Source organism: Paenibacillus sp. CFBP 13594, from assembly GCF_014842675.1.
GTDB lineage: Bacteria > Bacillota > Bacilli > Paenibacillales > Paenibacillaceae > Paenibacillus > Paenibacillus amylolyticus_B.
The window spans coordinates 439335-459493 of sequence record NZ_JACYVQ010000005.1; the positions used below are offsets into that span (position 1 = coordinate 439335).

At 47.5% G+C, this 20159-nt stretch carries 17 protein-coding genes; all 17 read right to left on the bottom strand.

From position 1 onward, the window contains the following. Nucleotides 1-900 (bottom strand): peptidoglycan editing factor PgeF, encoded by a 900-nt coding sequence (pgeF, locus tag IFU39_RS18630; protein WP_192134170.1) that lies wholly within the window; start codon nt 898-900, stop codon nt 1-3. A gap of 51 nt (nt 901-951) precedes the next feature. Continuing rightward, the gene (locus IFU39_RS18635; protein ID WP_017687310.1) at nt 952-1344 is read right to left on the bottom strand and encodes a YlmC/YmxH family sporulation protein; all 393 of its coding nucleotides are present in this window, start codon (nt 1342-1344) and stop codon (nt 952-954) included. 174 nt (nt 1345-1518) lie between these two features. Continuing rightward, the gene (sigG, locus tag IFU39_RS18640) at nt 1519-2301 is read right to left on the bottom strand and encodes an RNA polymerase sporulation sigma factor SigG (RefSeq protein WP_017687309.1); all 783 of its coding nucleotides are present in this window, start codon (nt 2299-2301) and stop codon (nt 1519-1521) included. Between the two features lie 111 nt (nt 2302-2412). After that, complete coding sequence (gene sigE / locus IFU39_RS18645) at nt 2413-3135, bottom strand: RNA polymerase sporulation sigma factor SigE (protein WP_017687308.1); 723 nt, start codon at nt 3133-3135, stop codon at nt 2413-2415. Nucleotides 3136-3146: 11 nt separating this feature from the next. Then, nucleotides 3147-4127, bottom strand: coding sequence for a sigma-E processing peptidase SpoIIGA (gene spoIIGA / locus IFU39_RS18650; protein ID WP_091014080.1), 981 nt, complete (start codon nt 4125-4127; stop codon nt 3147-3149). 261 nt (nt 4128-4388) lie between these two features. Then, complete coding sequence (gene ftsZ / locus IFU39_RS18655) at nt 4389-5504, bottom strand: cell division protein FtsZ (RefSeq protein WP_192134172.1); 1116 nt, start codon at nt 5502-5504, stop codon at nt 4389-4391. A gap of 150 nt (nt 5505-5654) precedes the next feature. Further along, on the bottom strand, nt 5655-6938 hold the full coding sequence (gene ftsA / locus IFU39_RS18660; RefSeq protein ID WP_036614863.1) for a cell division protein FtsA: 1284 nt from the start codon (nt 6936-6938) through the stop codon (nt 5655-5657). 293 nt (nt 6939-7231) lie between these two features. Next, nucleotides 7232-7999, bottom strand: a complete 768-nt coding sequence (locus IFU39_RS18665; protein ID WP_149846753.1) for a cell division protein FtsQ/DivIB — start codon at nt 7997-7999, stop codon at nt 7232-7234. 58 nt (nt 8000-8057) lie between these two features. Next, nucleotides 8058-9341 (bottom strand): UDP-N-acetylglucosamine 1-carboxyvinyltransferase, encoded by a 1284-nt coding sequence (murA, locus tag IFU39_RS18670; RefSeq protein ID WP_091014075.1) that lies wholly within the window; start codon nt 9339-9341, stop codon nt 8058-8060. A gap of 17 nt (nt 9342-9358) precedes the next feature. Then, entirely contained in the window at nt 9359-10264 is a 906-nt protein-coding gene (gene murB, locus IFU39_RS18675) for a UDP-N-acetylmuramate dehydrogenase (protein ID WP_091014073.1), read from the bottom strand. Between the two features lie 149 nt (nt 10265-10413). Next, nucleotides 10414-11523: an undecaprenyldiphospho-muramoylpentapeptide beta-N-acetylglucosaminyltransferase gene (gene murG, locus IFU39_RS18680; protein WP_192134174.1), complete on the bottom strand. Its 1110-nt coding sequence runs from the start codon at nt 11521-11523 to the stop codon at nt 10414-10416. Nucleotides 11524-11530: 7 nt separating this feature from the next. Continuing rightward, entirely contained in the window at nt 11531-12628 is a 1098-nt protein-coding gene (spoVE, locus tag IFU39_RS18685) for a stage V sporulation protein E (RefSeq protein ID WP_074095851.1), read from the bottom strand. 48 nt (nt 12629-12676) lie between these two features. Further along, complete coding sequence (gene murD / locus IFU39_RS18690; protein ID WP_192134176.1) at nt 12677-14098, bottom strand: UDP-N-acetylmuramoyl-L-alanine--D-glutamate ligase; 1422 nt, start codon at nt 14096-14098, stop codon at nt 12677-12679. 3 nt (nt 14099-14101) lie between these two features. After that, nucleotides 14102-15070 carry a phospho-N-acetylmuramoyl-pentapeptide-transferase gene (mraY, locus tag IFU39_RS18695; protein WP_047843751.1) on the bottom strand — a complete coding sequence of 323 codons (969 nt, stop codon included), beginning with the start codon at nt 15068-15070 and terminating at the stop codon, nt 14102-14104. A gap of 12 nt (nt 15071-15082) precedes the next feature. Further along, on the bottom strand, nt 15083-16495 hold the full coding sequence (locus tag IFU39_RS18700; protein ID WP_341074262.1) for a UDP-N-acetylmuramoyl-tripeptide--D-alanyl-D-alanine ligase: 1413 nt from the start codon (nt 16493-16495) through the stop codon (nt 15083-15085). After that, nucleotides 16495-17982 carry a UDP-N-acetylmuramoyl-L-alanyl-D-glutamate--2,6-diaminopimelate ligase gene (locus IFU39_RS18705; RefSeq protein WP_341073695.1) on the bottom strand — a complete coding sequence of 496 codons (1488 nt, stop codon included), beginning with the start codon at nt 17980-17982 and terminating at the stop codon, nt 16495-16497. The genes IFU39_RS18700 and IFU39_RS18705 overlap by 1 nt, the downstream gene beginning before the upstream one ends. Before the next feature lie 140 nt (nt 17983-18122). Beyond that, nucleotides 18123-20075: a stage V sporulation protein D gene (locus tag IFU39_RS18710; RefSeq protein WP_192134183.1), complete on the bottom strand. Its 1953-nt coding sequence runs from the start codon at nt 20073-20075 to the stop codon at nt 18123-18125. Between the last annotated feature and the right edge of the window lie 84 nt (nt 20076-20159).

A 20159-nucleotide genomic window follows, 5' to 3' on the forward strand; every position in this document is an offset into this window, starting at 1 on the left:
TCACCTCTCTTCCAGCCCAATCCAGCTCGCCATCCGCCCTGTAACACCATTTTCCTTCCGATAGGAGAAAAATAGTTCGGGATGACAACTTGTACACCATGTTGTACATTCGATATGATCCGGCATTATTCCTGCTTTCATCATAATGTGTCGATTACATTCTTTCAAGTTTAACATCGTTTTACCGTTATTCACGGCTCGATATGCTTGTTTGGAAGCAGAATCCTTGTATTCATCATTAACCTGGGAATCATCAAACCAAACCCGTACATGCTGCATGACCGCCTCATCCACTTCATAACAGCAATCCCCAATCGACGGACCGATTGCAGCTCGAATGTCCTGCCTACGGCTGCCATACTCCCGTTCCATCGTCTCCACCATGGATACAGCGATACCCGCGACTGTACCTTTCCAGCCGGCATGAGCAAGACCTACCGCCTGCTGTACAGGGTCATAGAAATAAAGCGGCACACAGTCTGCGTAGAAAGAAGTCAGCAGCACACCAGGCACATTCGTGACCAATCCATCCGTATCCTGCAACGCAGATTGACGATCAAGTAATCCTCTGCTCCGATCTTCAGCGGTAATTACTGCGACATGTTTGCCATGCACCTGCTCTCCACAGGTCCAAGCTTCTGCTGCAAAACCAAGCTTCTCGGTTACAAGCCTGCGGTTGTTAAGTACAATTTCAGGGTCATCCCCCACATGATAAGCACAATTGAGCGTAGCATACGGAACTTTTCCAACTCCACCATGCCTCGTCGTAAACCCGACTGACAACTGTTCAAATTGCTGTGTCCAGGGCTCAACATATAATAATAACGGATCAGGACCGAAATCTGAATTTGGGTTCTTGGTCCGTTCAAGTAATTCTTTATCCAATACAAAGGGTTCCATTATCTCACCTCACCACTTCCAGTGTACCAAATGAGCCACATTCTGTCTCCTTTATATCGTTCGACGCTGATTACGTTCCGACCGTTCAATGCGTTCCACTCGCTCTGTGCGGTTATGCTGCTGTTCATCATACAGGCGCGCTTCGCGATCACGCTCGTCATACGTATTTTCCTTCACCTCATCCATCTTCACCAGTATCACATCTGAACCAATCTTCACAATGTTTCTCCAAGGAATGACCAGGTCAGTTCCCCCGCCAAAGAGACCCATAAAACGGCTGTACCCTGGCACAACAATCGCTTCAATTCGTCCCTGCTTCAGATCCAGTTCCAAATCACTGATCTGACCGAGGCGTTTACCATCCGTAATGTTAATGACATCCTTTGTCTGAAAGTCCGAGATTTTCATGCCTCGTGCCGCTACTTCGCTCGTATTTACTTTCATTCATTCCCGCCCCCTGTTATTCCTCTTCTGCCCGTTCTTCACGCTTCTATACAATATATGTTTCAAGGGCGAAAAATGTCCTGTTTTTCATCGAATGTGGAAACGGTCCATAACAAAAAGACGACCAACGGTATACACTGCCCCGATTGATCGTCCCTCTGCCTTTGCATCGTGTTATGACTTTACATGTTTTTGCATCTGCTGTATCGCTGATTTCTCCAGACGTGATACCTGAGCCTGGGAAATGCCAATTTCATCAGCCACTTCCATCTGGGTTTTCCCTTCGAAAAACCGCATCGACAGAATCATTTTTTCCCGCTGACCAAGACGATGCATCGCTTCACGAAGTGCAATTTCCTCGATCCATGACACATCCTTGTTTCTGTCATCGCTGATCTGATCCATAACATAGATCGGATCACCACCATCATGATAAATCGGTTCGAAGAGCGAGACCGGGTCCTGAATGGCGTCCAATGCAAAAACAACATCTTCCTTCGGCACATTCAGTACTTCCGCAATTTCGAATATCGTCGGTTCCCGAGAGTTTTTATTCGTCAGGCTGTCACGGACCTGAAGTGCTTTGTAAGCAATATCCCTCAAGGAGCGAGATACCCGAATCGGGTTATTGTCACGCAGGTATCGACGGATTTCACCGATAATCATCGGCACCGCGTAGGTTGAAAATTTGACATTCTGGGATAAATCAAAATTATCAATGGCTTTCATCAGGCCGATGCAACCAACCTGGAACAGATCATCGACAAACTCCCCCCGATTGTTAAAACGCTGAATGACACTGAGCACAAGACGCAGGTTGCCATTCACTAATTTCTCTCTTGCTGAGCGATCATGGTGTTGCTGAAGGGAATGAAACAATTCCCGCATTTCAGTGTTGGTGAGGACAGGCAATTTTGCGGTGTCCACGCCACAAATCTCGACTTTGTTTCGGGTCATCGTGATTTACCTCCCAAGGAGAAACATTAATGTACATTATCTCCGGGGCAGGCTTTTTTATTCGTACTTGGCACCCTTGCCAGTAATACCCATTCTGACCAATGATGTATTTCAGACCATTTTATTGAACTCTTTGCGGAGTCTTTTAATGATTCTTTTTTCGAGACGAGAGATGTAGGATTGGGAGATTCCGAGGAGATCTGCTACATCTTTTTGTGTCTTTTCTTCCCCATCCGTCAGGCCAAAACGAAGCTCCATAATCATTCGCTCGCGCTCCGTTAATTTTTCCAGTGCCTTGTGCAGAAGTTTTCGGTCTACCTGCTCTTCAATATTCCGATAGATTGTATCGTTTTCTGTACCCAATACATCGGATAATAATAGTTCATTTCCATCCCAATCAATGTTGAGCGGTTCATCAAAAGAAACTTCAGTTCGGATCTTACTATTACGTCTTAGGTACATCAAAATTTCATTTTCGATACAACGTGAAGCATAGGTTGCCAGTTTGATTTTCTTTTCCGGGTCAAATGTATTCACTGCCTTAATCAATCCGATGGCTCCAATGGAGACCAAATCCTCAATATTGATTCCTGTGTTTTCAAATTTGCGTGCAATGTACACCACCAGACGCAGGTTGCGCTCAATGAGCATCGCGCGAATGGCCGAGTCTCCCGAGGATAATTTTTGCAGCAAAAATTCTTCCTCTTCCCGGGTCAATGGCGGCGGAAGTGCCTCACTTCCCCCAATATAATAGATCTCTTCGCTTTTGAGTCCCAATAAAAATAACAGACGGTAATATTGCAGCTGCGCCACCAGTTTCCATTTCACAAGCATGTACGTTCCTCCTATACCACATTCAGCGGCTTTTCTGTTGCTCCCGCAGAGAGAGCCGTAGACTGCGCAGAAGCAGCGTCTTGCACAAGTTCAGGATGAATCACGGCCTGGTATTTCCCATCCGACGACAAAACACCTCCATCCAGCCCAATAAGTACCCTTGTCGTCTCATAACATGTTTCCTCCATCGTCACCTTCACCCGGTCCGGCTTCATTGCCAGCATAAACGCAGTCCCTTTGTTAATGCCCCGATAAGGCACTAGCCGCAGTCGATCCTGCCACTGAAAACTTTCCTGATCAAGCTCCAGAATAAGGTTGTCCGGCGCCTCGTCCTTGAGTCTACCCTTCCATGAAGCAGGTAACATGTCTTGCCATAACGAAACCTCCATCACCATGACCGGCATGCGCGATAAGGGATCTGTAAGTTGATTGCCCGTATCCAGAAGGCCTGTACAAGAAATGACTACCTCATCGATGCAGACCTCAACTTTGCCCAAATAGGTCGTCATGCGATCCGTTTTCCGTTTTGAACTCTGCACAGCTTTAAATAAAAACAGGACAGCAAAAAATACGATAAACGTGAACCAGAAAGCAATTTTCAGATCAAATGACATACCGCCAGAAGCCGTGAACCAAATGCCGTTAAACAACTCACCGGAGCTCTGAAGCATGTAATGCACACCCAGAATACCTCCAGCAGCGACAAAATTAATCACATAGAAGGTACCCAGCGTCCTCGCAAAAGCCTGTAGACCTTTAAACCCAAAAGCAATCGTAAGCATGACCAGCGAGAACCCGAACTTGATCAAAAAGGTGAACATAAAATCAAACTCCGGTACAAACATCATGACCACGTATAATGCACCGACAATGGCTGACAGCAACCATCGCCACCAAACCAGCTTTGTCTTGCGCATCCAGGCGGTCATTCCGATGAGTGCACCGTCAATACACAGGTTTGTCAAAAAAATTAGATCCACATAAACAACCAAAGTCTTCACCTGCCTGCGCGCAACATATCGAAATATCGGTACCCGATATCCTGATATTCATGAGCATATTCACAAGTATACGGAGCCCCCTGTTCAAAGTCTGTCTAATCATGGGGGTGTGGTTCCAACTTTTTTTGTCGGAATTGCTCAGGCCCTTTGTTCAGAATTTGTTCATTGCTGTATGCTATGATATCTAAATAAACAGAAAAAACCCGGTCGCTCCATAAGGAGTACCGGGTTTCCAATACATTGATTTGCGTATTAATCGTTGTTATTATTGCGTGAACGATTGCGTAAAAATGTCGGAATGTCCAGCTGATCATTGCTCGGCTGATTTCCGAAAGGACGCAGGTTCGGAGAACGCGTATCCGTCGTCTCCGTTGTTGCTGGAGCTGGCTTACGTCCTGGTGGTGGTGGAGCAGGTTTATCTTCAAAACCGGTTGCAATAACCGTAACCTTAATCTCCTCTTTCAGGTCTTCGTCAATGATGGCACCAAAGATCATGTTCACTTCCGGGTCGGAAGCAGACGTTACGATCTCTGCCGCTTCATTCACTTCATACAGGGACAGATTAACGCCACCCGTAATGTTCATGATTACCCCGCGAGCACCTTCAATAGAAGTTTCAAGCAAAGGACTCATAATGGCTTTCCGTGCTGCTTCTGCGGCACGATTCTCACCAGTTGATTCACCAATCCCCATAAGGGCTGAACCACGTTCGTGCATAATCGTTTTGACGTCAGCAAAGTCAAGGTTGATCAGACCCGGTACAGCGATCAAATCAGAGATACCTTGTACCGCTTGACGAAGTACGTTATCCGCTTGACGGAATGCTTCAAGCATAGGAGTCTTTTTGTCTACGATCTCGAGCAAACGATCATTAGGAATCACGATCAGTGTGTCGACTTTTTCCTTGAGAGCTTCAATACCTTGCTCTGCATGGCTGGAACGCTTGCGTCCTTCAAATGTAAATGGACGAGTTACGACACCCACGGTAAGTGCACCACACTCTTTAGCGATTTCGGCAATAACCGGAGCCGCACCTGTACCTGTACCGCCGCCCATACCGGCTGTAACAAATACCATGTCTGCACCTTTCAACGTGTTCATGATCAGATCGCGGGACTCTTCCGCTGCTTTTTTACCTACATCCGGGTTGGCGCCAGCACCAAGACCACGAGTCAATTTATCACCGATTTGCAATTTATGCTCGGATTTCGCCAGGTGTAACGCCTGAGCATCCGTATTCACCGTAATAAATTCAACACCTTGTACACCATTTTCAATCATACGGTTGACTGCATTGCTTCCGCCGCCGCCTACACCGATGACTTTAATTTGAGCCAAGCTCTCCATCTCGAAATCAAATTCCAACATATTATTCCATCTCCCCCTCAATGTGCATGGATGGCCCGTCCAATTTTTGATTTGAACCGAATCAATTTCATATATCGACGAACGAAAGCGTTTATTTTAGTACCGGCGCATTCAGACGGCTTCAAGAATGTATGAAATGGATCCAACCTGTTATATAAATTCGCTGAACATATTCTTCAGCCGCTCGAACAGACCGGGTTTTTGCTCCGATTCCTGTGCCGTATTTGGCTTCGGACGGTTGGTCGGTTTCTTGTTGTTATTATTGTTGTTGTTATTTCCACCGCCGTTATTGATCGAGGGACGAATGCGCAAACTGCGAATTACACTGTGCAATATGCCAACTCCGCTTGTAAACCCGGGGTCACGCACACCAATATAATCCGGAACTGCAACTCGTACCGAAGCAGCAAGCTCATGCTGAGCGACCTGCAGAACCCCCGGCATAGAGACCGTACCTCCCGTTAGTATATAACCTCCAGGAAGCTCGTTGTAACCAAGACGCTTCACTTCTTGGGATATCATCTGGAATATTTCTTGAACCCTAGGTTCAATAATTGCTGCCAGATCCTCCTGTGAAAACTCCTTGTCTACATTACTGCCAATTCGGGTGACTTTGAACATCACATCCGCAGCAGCATCATCCAACCAGGCGCAGCCATATTTCAGTTTCACTTTCTCTGCCTGATCCGTTAACGTGCGTAAGCCATAGGCGATATCATTTGTTACGAATTCCCCACCTATAGGCAATGTTGATGTTGCAACAAGACTGTCTTCTTCAAAAATGGCGATGGTTGTTGCACCTGCTCCAATATCAACAAGCACTGAACCCATCGTTTTTTCATCTTTGGACAAAGCCAGTTGACCCGCTCCAAGCGACATGAGAACCAGATCGCTTACTTTCAGACCCGCTTTTTCCACGCAGCGCAAAAGATTATGTATCGCGGTTTTTGCACCCGTAATGATCGTTGCTTCAACTTCCAGACGAACACCAATCATACCACGGGGGTCCTGTATGCCCTCCAAGCCATCTACAACATATTGCTTGGCGACAACATCAATAATTTCCCGTTCCGGCGGAACTGCAATGACTTCGGCTGCTTTCAACACCCGTTCCATGTCTTCTTCTCCGATTTCACGATCCTCGTTAGACACAGCCACGACGCCGTGACTGCTCATCAGTCCGATATGATTTCCCGAGATTCCAACATACACTTCGGATATTTGAATACCTACCATACGTTCTGCATGATCCACTGCGTTGCGAATCGACTGCACCGTCTGATCGATATCTACGATTACACCTTTGCGAATTCCCTCCGAGTCGGCAGATCCAACTCCTATAATATTAAAGGTTCCATTATTCATTTCCCCAATAATAGCGCGAATTTTGGATGTACCGATGTCCAAACTAACAATGATGTCATTGTTGCTCAAGTCTGTGGCACCTCCTGACTCCAATAGTAAATTACGTTCGAATTTAAACACTCTTAAAACATATTCAACACACTTCAGGCTTTCCCTCTTTTTTCTACAATGTTTTTGGGTGTCAAAATCTGGTTGCCAGACATAAAACATTGAAGAAAAAAGAAGGAGGCAACTCATGTGCCATAAGTTCAAGTGTATCATTTTTTCTTCATCTCAGAAAGAACAAGTTTCATTGCTCTGACGGGGTCAAACCCCGACCTGCCTAGGCTTTCATATTCAGTCCAGCCTCATCATGGCAAAGATCAGGGGGTTGCTCCTAGTTCAGCATCATCTTCCGGGTCATCCGGGATGAAAGGGACATAGGTATCTGCCTCAAGCATGGTGATTTTCCCAGGCCGTTCGGTCTCAATCACCTGATTCAGATACTCCACTTTATCCGATAAAAGAGAGACGGTTGTAATCACTTCAAACTGTGATTTGGTATACATCCGAATCTGATCCGGAAATGAAGGCGTTGGATTGGGAATAATTTCCGAAATATCCGTCGTCAATTCATTCGGAATTTTAGCCAGTGTCTGGCTCAGTTTGGCTTTGAGTGGATCATCAGCCTTCCATTGGGTCAATATGGGCTTCTCCACAGCAACACCAATTGTTGCCGGAACCGTCAAGCTTGTCCCACTGGCTAATATCGCTTTTAACGTACCGTCAGAACCAAGCTCATAAGCAACCGTGGCATATTCCTGAACCTTGATATGGATGATACCCGGGAATTGCTTGTCCACGGTAACGGTGGAAATCGCCTTGATGGTCTTGAGACGCTCAATAACCTCGGCAGTACTTGTCCCAAAAAATTGTTCGCCTTCTTTCAGCCCGCTTTTCTCCAGCAGTTCTGAAGTTGCTGTATATACATTACCCGTAATTTCAATTGCCGAAATCCGACTCATGGAAGAACGAAAGAATAATACAGCAAGCAATACAATAAATAATAATAAGAGAATAATTACAATTTTTCGGCTTGTGTTTCCTTTTGGCCGATTCTTCTTCAGAACCGGAATTTGACTTTTAGGCATAAGTAGCGCTCCACAAAGCCTCAGGTCCCCTCCCTTCAAGAAGGGGACGCCAAGGACGTTAATTGGCAAAATCCAACTGTTTCGAAACGGACGACTGTCGCTCAACCGATGCTCCAAGACTTTGGAATAACTTCTCGATCTGATCGTAGCCCCGGTCAATATGATGCACTTGCTCCACAACCGTTTTGCCTTGAGCAGCCAGACCAGCAATGACCAGAGCTGCACCTGCACGAAGATCGGTTGCTTCTACTGTAGCCCCGTACAGACGGGGAACACCACGGATAAATGCTGCGTTCAGATCGACTGAAATATCAGCCCCCATCACATTCAGTTCATCCACATGTTTGAACCGGCCCTCGAATACCGTTTCCTTCATCACACTGAATCCGTCTGCCAGACTGAGCAGCACCATGATTTGCGATTGCAAATCTGTCGGAAACGAAGGATACGGAGAAGTCACAATACGGTCTACTGATTTGGGACGGCTCATACAGCTCACCGTCATTATATCATTGCAGACTGTGATTTGAACACCAGTGCGCTTCAATACATGTATAAGTGAAGTAAGATGAGCAGGATTGCAGTGTGTAAGGGTAACATTGCCTCGTGTTGCTGCTGCTGCAATCATCACAGTTCCGGCAACGATTCGATCCGGTATAATCTCATAGGAACAAGGCTTCAGTTTCTCAACGCCATTGATCGTGATTGTATCCGTTCCTGCACCAATAATGCTTGCACCCATAGCATTCAAAAAGTGTTGCAGGTCCTGTATTTCAGGTTCTCTTGCCGCGTTGCAGATGGTTGTCGTCCCTTTAGCCATAACGGCTGCCATCATGATATTCTCGGTCGCACCCACACTCGGGAAATCCAAAAGAATATCTGTACCCACCAGATTACGTCCATGACAGATAATCTGTTGGTCCTGCTCTTCAATCAAAGCTCCGAGCGCTTCCAGGCCCCGGAGGTGAAGATCAATTTTGCGTTCTCCGATGGCACAGCCTCCTGGCTGATACACTGACACTTGCCCAAACTTAGCCAGCAATGGTCCCATCAAAAAAATGGAAGAGCGCATCTGCTTCATTAGATCTTCTGGCACATCATATGACCGGATAGACGAGGTATTAATCGTCACTGTTCCCTGTTCATGCCGACACGTGCATCCAAGCCGTTCCAGGATATACAGCATCACTTCAATGTCCAGCAAGTGTGGAACGTTATGCAGTGTAACTTCTCCATCTGCCAACAAACTTGCGGCCATAATCGGTAAAGCGGCATTTTTTGCTCCATGGATGCGTATGGATCCTGAGAGGGGTTTCCCGCCTTCAATCACCAATTTGTCCAATGTATCACCTCCGGGGTTTACCGCTCACCCACTACGAAGACTTCCGGTACCAGGTTAATACCGTTTTGAGATGATATAGTGCTCTGTATCTGCTGCATTAGGGTGATAACGTCCTCTGCTGTTGCTTGGCCTGTATTGACAATGAAATTGGCATGCATGGTGGATACCTGTGCGCCTCCCTGGGTCATTCCTTTCAGCCCTGCTGCTTCAATCAGGCGGGCTGCATGATCACCCGGTGGATTTCGGAATACACTACCTGCACATGCCATCTGCAGTGGCTGTGTGCGGCGCCGGCGATCTTTGTAAGCCGCCATGGTTTCCGAAATGACGTTACGCTCTCCATGCTGGAGTTCAAATGCAGCTTCCAGCACAATGCCTCTCCGATCATGCAGAACAGAGTGGCGGTAGGCAAAATCCATGTCCTCCTTGCTGTAACGTACCAATTCCCCTGTCTCCAGTACAATCTCAGCGAATTTGAATATCCGTGACACATCCGATCCATGCGCGCCTGCATTCATGTACACAGCTCCACCGACAGTGCCGGGGATACCGCTGGCGAATTCCAGACCGACCCATTCCTTTTTGGCAGCAACCACACTGAGTTTAACAAAAGAATGCGCCGCTCCGGCGGTTACACCACCTTCGTGAAATTCGGCATAATCAAAGCCCTCGCCTGGTTTCACCACAACACCACGTATTCCTTTGTCTGACACCAGCATGTTTGAGCCCCGTCCAAGTTGCATCCACGGAATCTGATACGTGTGAAGCAATTGAACGAGATTCATCATCTGCTCTTTATTCTCGGGAATGACCAGTGCATCCGCAGGACCGCCGATCTTCCATGTGGTGTATTTGGCTAGTGATTCGTTTTCAAGAACTCTGCCAACATTATTCTGGGATAGTAACGATATCCACTGATGCATGTTTGCTTCCTCCTTTGCTTCAAAACCGATGAGCACGGTATGTTCTGTTGTTACAGACCGTGTTCTGGCGCCATGGAACGATGGTCACGATTTATACGGTATCTTATGTCAGCCCCGTCTTGTGTGTGACAATCGCCCACAAACACACTTTATCGGCGTGCAGCAAGACGCTGAATTTCATGAACAAGCACTTCAGCTGCATCAGGTTTCCCCAGTTTCCTAGAGGCTTCAGCCATCCGTTTGCGTCCCGATTCATCATTCATAATCTTGGCGATGGCTTCATACAGGACTTTGCCTGTAAGATCCTTCTCCAGCATCGTGAGTGACGCACCTCCACCTTCAAGCGTGCGTGCATTGGCTTCCTGATGATTATTAGTCACGTTAGGTGAAGGAATCAGGATCGAAGGAATACCCAGTGATGTGATCTCCGCAAGGAATGATGCACCTGCACGGTTTACAATCAAGGATGTGCAGGCAAGCACCTCAGGCATATTATGCATGTAAGGCAGGACATGCAGGTGGTTTGGCATCGTACCCAATGAGCTGCGAATGGCTTCACGCGTTTCATCAAAATAGGTATCCCCTGTCACGTAAACTACATGTACATCGTCCAGTTGTTCCAGCATTGGAGCCATGTCCACCATGGCCTGATTGATTGCTTTTGCCCCGCGACTGCCCCCAACCACAAGAACAACACGGCTATTCATCGGTACACCTAATGTGGCAAAACCACGATCACGGCTAGCCTGGGCTACCGTAGTCGCTCGCGGATTACCGGTATAGATCACCTTTTTTGCGCCGGAAAACGATGTTTCAGAACCTTCAAAGCTAACGGCAACCGTGTCCACATAACGCATCAAAAATTTGTTCGTCAGACCAGGAATGGCGTTCTGTTCATGAATTATACTCGGAATTCCCAGTTTTGTTGCTGCATATACCACAGGTCCACACACATATCCACCTGTACCAATCACAACATCCGGTTTGAATTCCTTCAGCATTTTTTTGGACTTGCGTACACCTTGAATGAAACGCATGACCGTTTTCAGGTTGTCGATGGACAATTTCCGCCGAAAGCCCGTAATATCAATGGATTTAAAAGGAATATTTTCTTGGGGAACCAGCTTGCTTTCCAGCCCTCTGGTTCCTCCGATGTACAGAAATGTCGAGTCCGGGTTCTCCGCCTCGCATTGTCTTGCTATGGCAACGGCCGGATAGATATGTCCACCCGTACCGCCACCGCTTAGAACGACTCGCATCGCATAGTCACCTCGCATAACGGGATAAATTCACTAAAATGCCCAGTGCTGTGAGCATGAGGGTTAATGATGATCCACCGTAACTGATCAGAGGCAATGTAATGCCCGTAACAGGCATCATGCCAATGACAACACCAATGTTAATAATGACCTGTACGGCGACCATACCCACGATACCAACACCAAGCAGACTGCCAAAGGCATCCGGAACGGTCATGGCTACACGCATACCTCTCCACACCAGCACCAGAAACAACAATAATACAATCATTCCACCTATAAAGCCGAGTTCTTCGGCCAAAATACTAAAAATAAAGTCCGTTTGAGGTTCAGGTACATAACTGTACTTCTGCCGACTCATACCCAGTCCCAATCCCGCCAGTCCACCAGGACCAATCGCGTATAAGGATTGAATGATCTGATATCCGGCACCCAGCGGATCGGACCACGGGTCCAAAAACGCTGTGATACGCTGCAACCGATAGGGTGCTGCTGCAATCAAAGCTGCAAACCCCGCTACGCCGCCAAGAGCAAGCAAGCTCAGATGTTTCATTCGCGCTCCGGCTGTGAAAATAATAAGCATCGATGCGCCCATCATCACGGTGCCAGTCCCCAAATCAGGTTGCAGCATAATAATCCCAAAAGCCAACCCGATCAATCCCAGCGGTGGTAGAAGCCCCGATGTGAAGGTTTTGATTTTGCCCGGTTCCTTGCTCAACCAGTGAGCGAGAAACAGAATCATGCCCAGCTTCATGAATTCCGAGGGCTGAATACCGAACGAACCAATGCCCAACCAACTTCGTGCACCACCGCGAACCACACCGATTCCAGGAATGAGCACCGCAATGAGCATAATAAAACAGGCAATCAATATAGGCTTGGCGTATTTCCTCCACACCCGGTAGTCTACATTAGCAGTTACGAACATGGCCACAAGCCCAAGCACCGCAAACAGGGCCTGTCTTTTTACAAAATAAAATGAATCGCCATAGTCATGAAAGGCAAGCACCGAGCCCGCACTATATACCATAATAATGCCGATGGCAAGCAATGCCAAAATACAAATCAGCAACCAAATATCTGGTGCCGGTCGCGTCTGTTTCATCAGGAGGCCACCCCTTGCATGGAAGTAGGGGCTTTTCCACCCCCCTACTTACAAGTTATGCGCCGCCTCTTTAAAAATGCGTCCCCGCTCTTCATAGGAAGCAAACATGTCCCAACTTGCACATGCCGGGGATAACAAAACGACATCACCGGCACTGGCAAGCTTCGATGCTTCCTGCACAGCAACGGTTAACGTCAGGGCAGCGTCCTCCTCATTATCGACGACCTTAATTTGCTTTAATCCGGCAAGTTCCGCGACCTTGGCAATTTTTGTCCGTGTCTCTCCAATTGCAACAACAGCTTTTACCCGTTCCTGGAACAAGGGTAACAACTCCATCATGTCTGACCCGCGATCCAACCCTCCAGCAATTAATACAACTGGCTCCTTGAACGAGTTCAGAGCCATGACCGTAGCCTTCGAATTGGTCGCTTTGGAGTTGTTGTAATACGCAGCGCCATTATGATCTAGTACATATTCAAGGCGGTGCTCAACTGCCTTGAAGTCTGCGAGCGGCGCTGCCAGTACCGCTGGATCAGCTCCTGCAGCCACGGCAATAGCCACAGCCGCCATTGCATTTTCCACATTAAATCGTCCAGCTATGCCAATGTCCTCAATATCGATGATCATCTGCTGATCTCCGTTTTCATCCGCGTAGATAATCTGGCGCTTCACATCATCCTCTTCTCCATCCACATAAGGTGGATATGCATACACACCTGTATCCAATTTCTCAATCATTGAGAAGGGAAGCAATCTGCCTTTGATGTAAGGAACCAGACCACGACATACCGCATCATCCCAATTCAGGATGGCTACGTCGTCAGGCTGCTGATTGGCGAACAGTTTGGCTTTGGAAGCCACATAATCATCCAGATCCCCATGATAGTCCAGATGCGTCTCTGCAACGTTAAGCAAGCTGGCGATCCGGGGACGGAAATCAACCGTTCCTTTGAGCTGGAAACTGCTAAGCTCAACAACCATCCAGTTATCTGGAGAAGCTTGCTCTGCCGCTTCACAGAGAGGTGTTCCGATATTACCGGCAACGATCGGTTTGAGGCCGGCATGCTCCAACATTTTACCCACCCAAGTGGTCGTTGTTGTTTTACCGTTGGAACCCGTAATCCCGATCATGGGTGCAGCACATAGATGATAAGCTACCTCTACTTCGGTCACCACTTCAATGCCCAATGCCATAGCTTGCTGCACAGGAGCTGCATGGTATGGGATACCCGGGTTTTTAACGACCAGCTTCACACCACTGTGAATCAGATCATCCGGATGTCCTCCGCATACAACAGAAATTCCCAAAGCCTCCAATTCGGAAGCTTCGGGACATTGATTTCTCTCTTTTTTATCATTTACTGTGACCTTCGCTCCGGCGCGATCCAGCACTTTGGCGACCTGTACCCCACTTTTCGCCAATCCGAGCACGACTACTTGTTGTCCGCGATATGATTCAGGATGATTCATGATCTACAACCCCTTGTTGAGATAAAGTCCAAGAGCGGCCAAAATTGCGCCTACCGCCCAAAAGGTAATAACAACCCGCCACTCTGACCAACCACTTAATTCAAAGTGATGGTGAATGGGGCTCATTTTGAATACACGCTTGCCACGAGTCTTGAAAGATACCACTTGAATGATGACAGACAGGATCTCGATAACAAAAATACCGCCAATGATGACAAATAGAAGCTCTGTCTTGGTTACAATGGCTACCGCACCAATCGCACCACCAATACCCAGAGAACCGGTGTCTCCCATAAACACTTTGGCCGGGTGTGCATTGTATACCAGAAAACCGAGTACGGCTCCGATCATCGCTGCTGCACAAACTGCTGCCGGCATCGACGTGGCTTGCATCGCTACAATGGCAAACGCGCCAAAGGCAATCGCACTTACCCCTGATAGCAAACCATCCAGACCGTCGGTAAAGTTAACGGCATTGGTAATAGCAAGCATCATGAATACAACAAACGGATAATAGAACCATCCGGTCCAGTCAAACGAGAATGACGTACCCGGGATAGAGATGGCTGTGCTGTGTCCATTCTGGATCAGCAAGAAACACATCACTGCACTGAAGAACAATTGACCCAGCATTTTTTGTCTGGCCGTCAGTCCCAGCGAACGTTTGAACACAATTTTGATGTAGTCATCCAGGAAACCTATAAGCCCGAATCCCAGCGTAGCCACAAGCAAGACATAAAAGTCTGTATTCTTGACTGCCGAAAATTTCAAAAAGGCCAATGTGAACGCAACTAAAATGACGACTCCACCCATTGTAGGTGTTCCGCTTTTTTTCAAATGGCTCTGAGGCCCATCTTCCCTAACTTGCTGTCCGAATTTCATCCGGCGTAACAGCGGAATCAGGAGCGGTGCGGCAATCACCGCCAGAATAAATGAAACGCCGATTGTTAACAGTAATACCTGAAAATCCATGGGTTCACCCCTCTAGTCTACTCGATTCTGTAATGGTGCTATTTGTAGTGCTTCGACCACGTCCTCCAGCTTCATGCCTCTTGAAGCTTTGAACAAGACAACGTCTCTGGGATGTAGTTTCTCCAGTAGATAACGGGTCATTTCTTCTTTATCTATAAAAGCATGCACAGCCTCTGCCGGCATATGCTTTCTTGCTCCTTCAGCAATATGTGCTGATAGGTGACCATATACGAGCACCATGTCCATTTTGGCAGATGTAATATACTCACCAATTCCAAGATGCAGATTCTGTTCTTCAGGTCCAAGTTCAAGCATATCACCAAGCACAGCCACTTTCATGCGGTATCCTTTCAGACCCTCTAGTACATCAATTGCGGCCTTCATGGAGGTTGGACTTGCATTGTATGCATCATTCAGCAGGGTTAGACCACTAACGCCTTGAGTAACCTCAATACGCATGCCTGTCAGTTTCAAGCGAGACAATCCCGCTGCAATCTGCTCTGTCGTCACTTTGAAATGACGGGCTACAGCCAAAGCAGCCAGACAGTTAACGACATTATGCGTTCCCAGCAGAGGTAGCGTAAATGCATGTTCTCCAGACTGTTTGGTGGTGAAAACTACGCCGTTCTGCGCATTCATAATTCCGGTAGGATAGTCATCATTATCGGTTTGCAGACCAAATGTAAACCGCTGCAATCCCTCAGGTTGTTTCGTTGCGGGCTCTTCAAGGACTTGTGCAATTAAAGGCTCGTCTCCGTTGTAGATCAGTAACCCGCCAGGCTTCAATCCCGCGGCAATCTCGGCTTTGGCTCTGGCAATCTCCAATCTGGACCCCAGCTGAAGCAGATGAGATTCACCAATATTGGTTATAATCGCTACATCTGGCTGAGCAATAACCGACAAATCATTAATTTCCCCGCGACCACTCATACCCATCTCCAAAATGATAATCTCGGTATCCGGGTCCATGCTTAGTACAGTCAGTGGTAAACCAATGTGATTATTAAAGTTGCCTTGTGTCTTATGCACTTTGAACGTCGTTGAGAGAATGGCATCTACGATGTCCTTTGTTGTTGTCTTGCCGTTGCTGCCTGTGATGCCGACTACAGCTGCTTTATTCTCCGTTAGATAAGCCGATGCGAGTGCTTGCAGTGCGACAAGTGTGTCGTCAACAACAATGACAGCTCCTTGTGGCGGAATACCATGATCCTTTTGCCAGATCGCGCCTGCAGCCCCCTTCTCTAGACAGGCTTGCACAAATTCGTGTCCGTCAAACCTTTCACCCACTAGCGGAATAAATAAACTGCCTTCCAGAGGTTTACGCGAATCGGTAAACACCCCTTCAACCATTACATTGCCATGAGCGGCAACATCACTTAATGTTCCTCCACACATCTCGGCCAATTGTGCCAATGTTCTTTTTATCAATTGGATTTGCCCCTTATCGCTTCTTTGGCTATGATTCGGTCATCAAAATCGGTTTTGGTTGTGCCGATAATCTGATAGGTCTCGTGACCCTTGCCCGCAATCAATACTACATCGGCTGGGCTTGCCATTTCAATAGCTGCATGAATCGCCTGGCGTCGATCCACAATCATCGTATAACGTTCAGCAGGAACGGATTCTTCAATCAGGCCCTGTTCAATGTCTTTGAGAATCAGATCCGGATCTTCTGTCCGTGGATTATCGGAAGTAACCAGTACAAAATCACTATAATTCGCAGCAATTTTCCCCATGAGAGGACGTTTGGTACGGTCCCTGTCACCACCACAGCCAAACACGCAGATTACACGCCCTTCGGCAAATTCTTTCACCGTCCGCAACACATTCTCCAGTCCATCCGGTGTATGGGCATAATCGACAATAACAGCAAATGGCTGTCCTTCGTCCACTCCTTCAACACGTCCATCCACGCCCGGAACCGTCTCCAGACTGCGCTTGATCTCTTCCAGCGGAATACCTTCCACCAGCGCTGCAGAGATTGCTGCCATTGCATTGTACACATTGAATTTGCCTACCATGCGCAAGCGAATATCCGTGCTGCCTGCAAATGTATCCACGTGGAAAGAAGTTCCCTGAGACGTGATTGAGATTTGGGATGCGCGTACATCCGCCTTTTCACCCATGCCATATGTAATCACTTCAGCCGCAGTCACAGAGATGAAATAATCCGCTGCCGGGTCATCTGCATTGATAACAGCAAATTTACGCTGTGAGACATCTTCCGTATAACCGTTACCCAGACGTGCAAAGAACAATCCTTTGGCCCCGCGATATTCCTCCATGGAATGGTGGTAGTCCAAATGATCCTGCGTCAGGTTAGTGAATACCGCAGTGCGGAAATTCGTTCCCTTTACTCGCCCTTGTTCCAACGCGTGAGAAGAAACTTCCATAACACAGCAGTCCGTACCCTTCTGAACCATATCATGCAGACTACGCTGCAGATCAAGCGCCTCTGGTGTTGTTCCTGACATCGGGTAGGTGCGACCGTCATACCGCATTTGAATGGTACCGATTAATCCCGTCTTGCGCCCGTAATCACTCATGATTTTTTCAATTAAATAGGTGGTCGTTGTTTTGCCGTTCGTTCCCGTTACACCAATCATATTCATCTTCTGGCTTGGCGAGTCAAAAAAGAAATCTGCCAGAACAGCCATCGCAAATCGGCTGTCTTTCACCAGCAATTGTGGTACAGGCAGATCCAGCTGCCGTTCAACCACCAATGCAACTGCACCTGCATTTACAGCTTTTTCTGCATAATCATGACCATCTACCGTATGTCCCGGAAGACAGATAAACAGATCACCCGGTTTTACCTGCCGGGAATCTGTCTGAAGGTTTTGGCATTCTGTATTTGATTCGCCCACGAGGCGGGCGGTGGTCAGCATCGATGCAAATTGTTTTAAAAGCACATGAATAACCTCACTTTTCCAATTATACTTCTGTTTTAACATATGTCTGTATTTATTAATATCGTCAATACAACCCAATAATGAAACGCACCTGGATGAATTTTGTTGCGCTAGAAGCTTCAAACTACCCCTAAGCCCCGTTATTCATCCTTTGTGTGATCATGTGCATCGTTCAGTACATTCCCCATATAAATGCGGATGGTTGATCCCTGATCTACCCTCGCCCCAGGCTTAGGTGCCTGATTAATTACGTATTTACCACTGCCAGACTTCGCCAGCATAAAATTCATGTTCAGGTCTTCGTACAGATCTTCAACAGTAGCTCCTGTCAGGTCTGGGACTGTCACGATTTTGGTTTCACCATACTTGTATTCTTTGGCGACCTGATCCTTCCGAACAGGTACATTCATATAATGCAAAGCATCTTCAAGGATGTTCTGCACAATCGGGGCGGCAACCACACCTCCGAACTGAATTCCTTTGGGATTATCCACTGCGGTATAAACCACAATCTGTGGGTCATCTGCCGGTGCAAATCCGATAAAGGATACGATATGCTCAGTCGAGGAATAACGTCCGTTGATAACCTTCTGGGCTGTACCTGTTTTGCCACCAACCCGGTATCCATCAATGAATGCCGGACGTCCGGTACCTTTTGCGACAACACTCTCGAGTGCTTCACGTACTTGTTTGGATGTATTCTCCGAGATCACCTGACGAACCAGTTCTGGCTTGGCTTCTTCCATAACTTCCCCTGTGACCGGATGGACCCACGCTTTCGTAACATAAGGCTTGTAAAGTTTACCCCCATTGATGGCCGCTGACACAGCTGCTACTTGCTGAATGGGCGTTACCGATACACCTTGACCAAAAGCAGTCGTTGCAAGCTCGACAGGTCCCACTCTGGACAGTTTGAACAGAATTCCACTGGCTTCTCCGCTGAGATCGATCCCTGTCTTGGTACCGAAACCAAAATCTTTAATATAGGAGAAGAGCGATTCTTTGCCCAGCCTCTGCCCCAAAGCCACAAAGCCCGGGTTACATGAGTTCTCCACAACTTGTAAGAAGGTCTGACTTCCGTGGCCGCCCTTTTTCCAGCAACGCAGACGGGCTCCACCCACCTCAACATATCCGGGATCAAAAAATTGATCCTGTTGCAGATTGACCTTTTTCTCTTCAAGCGCTGCTGCCAAAGTAATGATCTTAAATGTGGAGCCCGGCTCGTAGGTCATCCAGATCGGTAAATTGCGATTGTATATCTCCGCTGGATATTGCTGATAATCGGCAGGTTCGTATCCCGGCCTGCTGGACATCCCCAAGATTTCACCCGTTTTGGGATTCATCGCTATGGCCAATGCTGAGTTCGCCTGAAACTTCACCATGGCCTGATCCAGTTCTCTCTCCATGATGGACTGAATGGATTTATCAATGGTCAGCTTGAGGTTAAGGCCGTCCTTCGGTTCCACATACTTCTCGGATGAGCCCGGCATTAGCCTTCCGGCCGCATCGGACAAGTAGGACACACTGCCATTCAAACCATTCAGCTTATCATCATACTTCTTCTCGACACCCGTTAAGCCCTGATTATCAATGCCCGTAAAACCAAGAATATGGGCAGCCAAATCATCATAAGGATAAAAACGTTTATTGTCCTCAGCAACAACGATACCCGGAAGCTTCAAATCACGGATGCGTTGAGCTTTCTCCATCGTAATTTTGCGGCCGCCGGGTTGTAGTCGTACAATGAGTTCTCGTTTCTTGATGGTTGCGAGCACTTTTTCATCCGTCATCCCAAGCAATGGGGCCAGCGCTTTAGCTGTCGTTTCAGCTTCTTTAACCTGAGCCGGAATGGCCATAATGGTCGGTGTTGTCACATTATAGGCCAGAGAGGTTCCATTTCGATCCAGGATCTCCCCCCGCTTGGCTGAGTAAGGAATATTACGCCGCCAGGATGCTTCTGCTTTTGCTGATAATTCAGGGCCTTCCCCGAGCTGTACATAAGCAAGCCTGATCATCAGGGCCGAAAATAACAAAACTAAAATCATTAAACTCCATAGCAACCTGCGCCGCAGATTTACGCTTGATCCCTTCACGAAAAGATCCCCCCACTCGTCCCAAAATCATGACATTCGTTCCATTCATGAATATTCAGGACAACCGGGGGTTAGAACAAGCTG

Bases quoted from the DNA above. Each gene is read 5' to 3' on its own strand.
- pgeF (WP_192134170.1), bottom strand. From the start codon at position 900: ATGGAACCCTTTGTATTGGATAAAGAATTACTTGAACGGACCAAGAAC.
- IFU39_RS18635 (WP_017687310.1), bottom strand. From the start codon at position 1,344: ATGAAAGTAAATACGAGCGAAGTAGCGGCACGAGGCATGAAAATCTCG.
- sigG (WP_017687309.1), bottom strand. From the start codon at position 2,301: ATGACCCGAAACAAAGTCGAGATTTGTGGCGTGGACACCGCAAAATTG.
- sigE (WP_017687308.1), bottom strand. From the start codon at position 3,135: ATGCTTGTGAAATGGAAACTGGTGGCGCAGCTGCAATATTACCGTCTG.
- ftsZ (WP_192134172.1), bottom strand. From the start codon at position 5,504: ATGTTGGAATTTGATTTCGAGATGGAGAGCTTGGCTCAAATTAAAGTC.
- IFU39_RS18665 (WP_149846753.1), bottom strand. From the start codon at position 7,999: ATGCCTAAAAGTCAAATTCCGGTTCTGAAGAAGAATCGGCCAAAAGGA.
- murB (WP_091014073.1), bottom strand. From the start codon at position 10,264: ATGCATCAGTGGATATCGTTACTATCCCAGAATAATGTTGGCAGAGTT.
- murG (WP_192134174.1), bottom strand. From the start codon at position 11,523: ATGCGAGTCGTTCTAAGCGGTGGCGGTACGGGTGGACATATCTATCCG.
- spoVE (WP_074095851.1), bottom strand. From the start codon at position 12,628: ATGAAACAGACGCGACCGGCACCAGATATTTGGTTGCTGATTTGTATT.
- murD (WP_192134176.1), bottom strand. From the start codon at position 14,098: ATGAATCATCCTGAATCATATCGCGGACAACAAGTAGTCGTGCTCGGA.
- mraY (WP_047843751.1), bottom strand. From the start codon at position 15,070: ATGGATTTTCAGGTATTACTGTTAACAATCGGCGTTTCATTTATTCTG.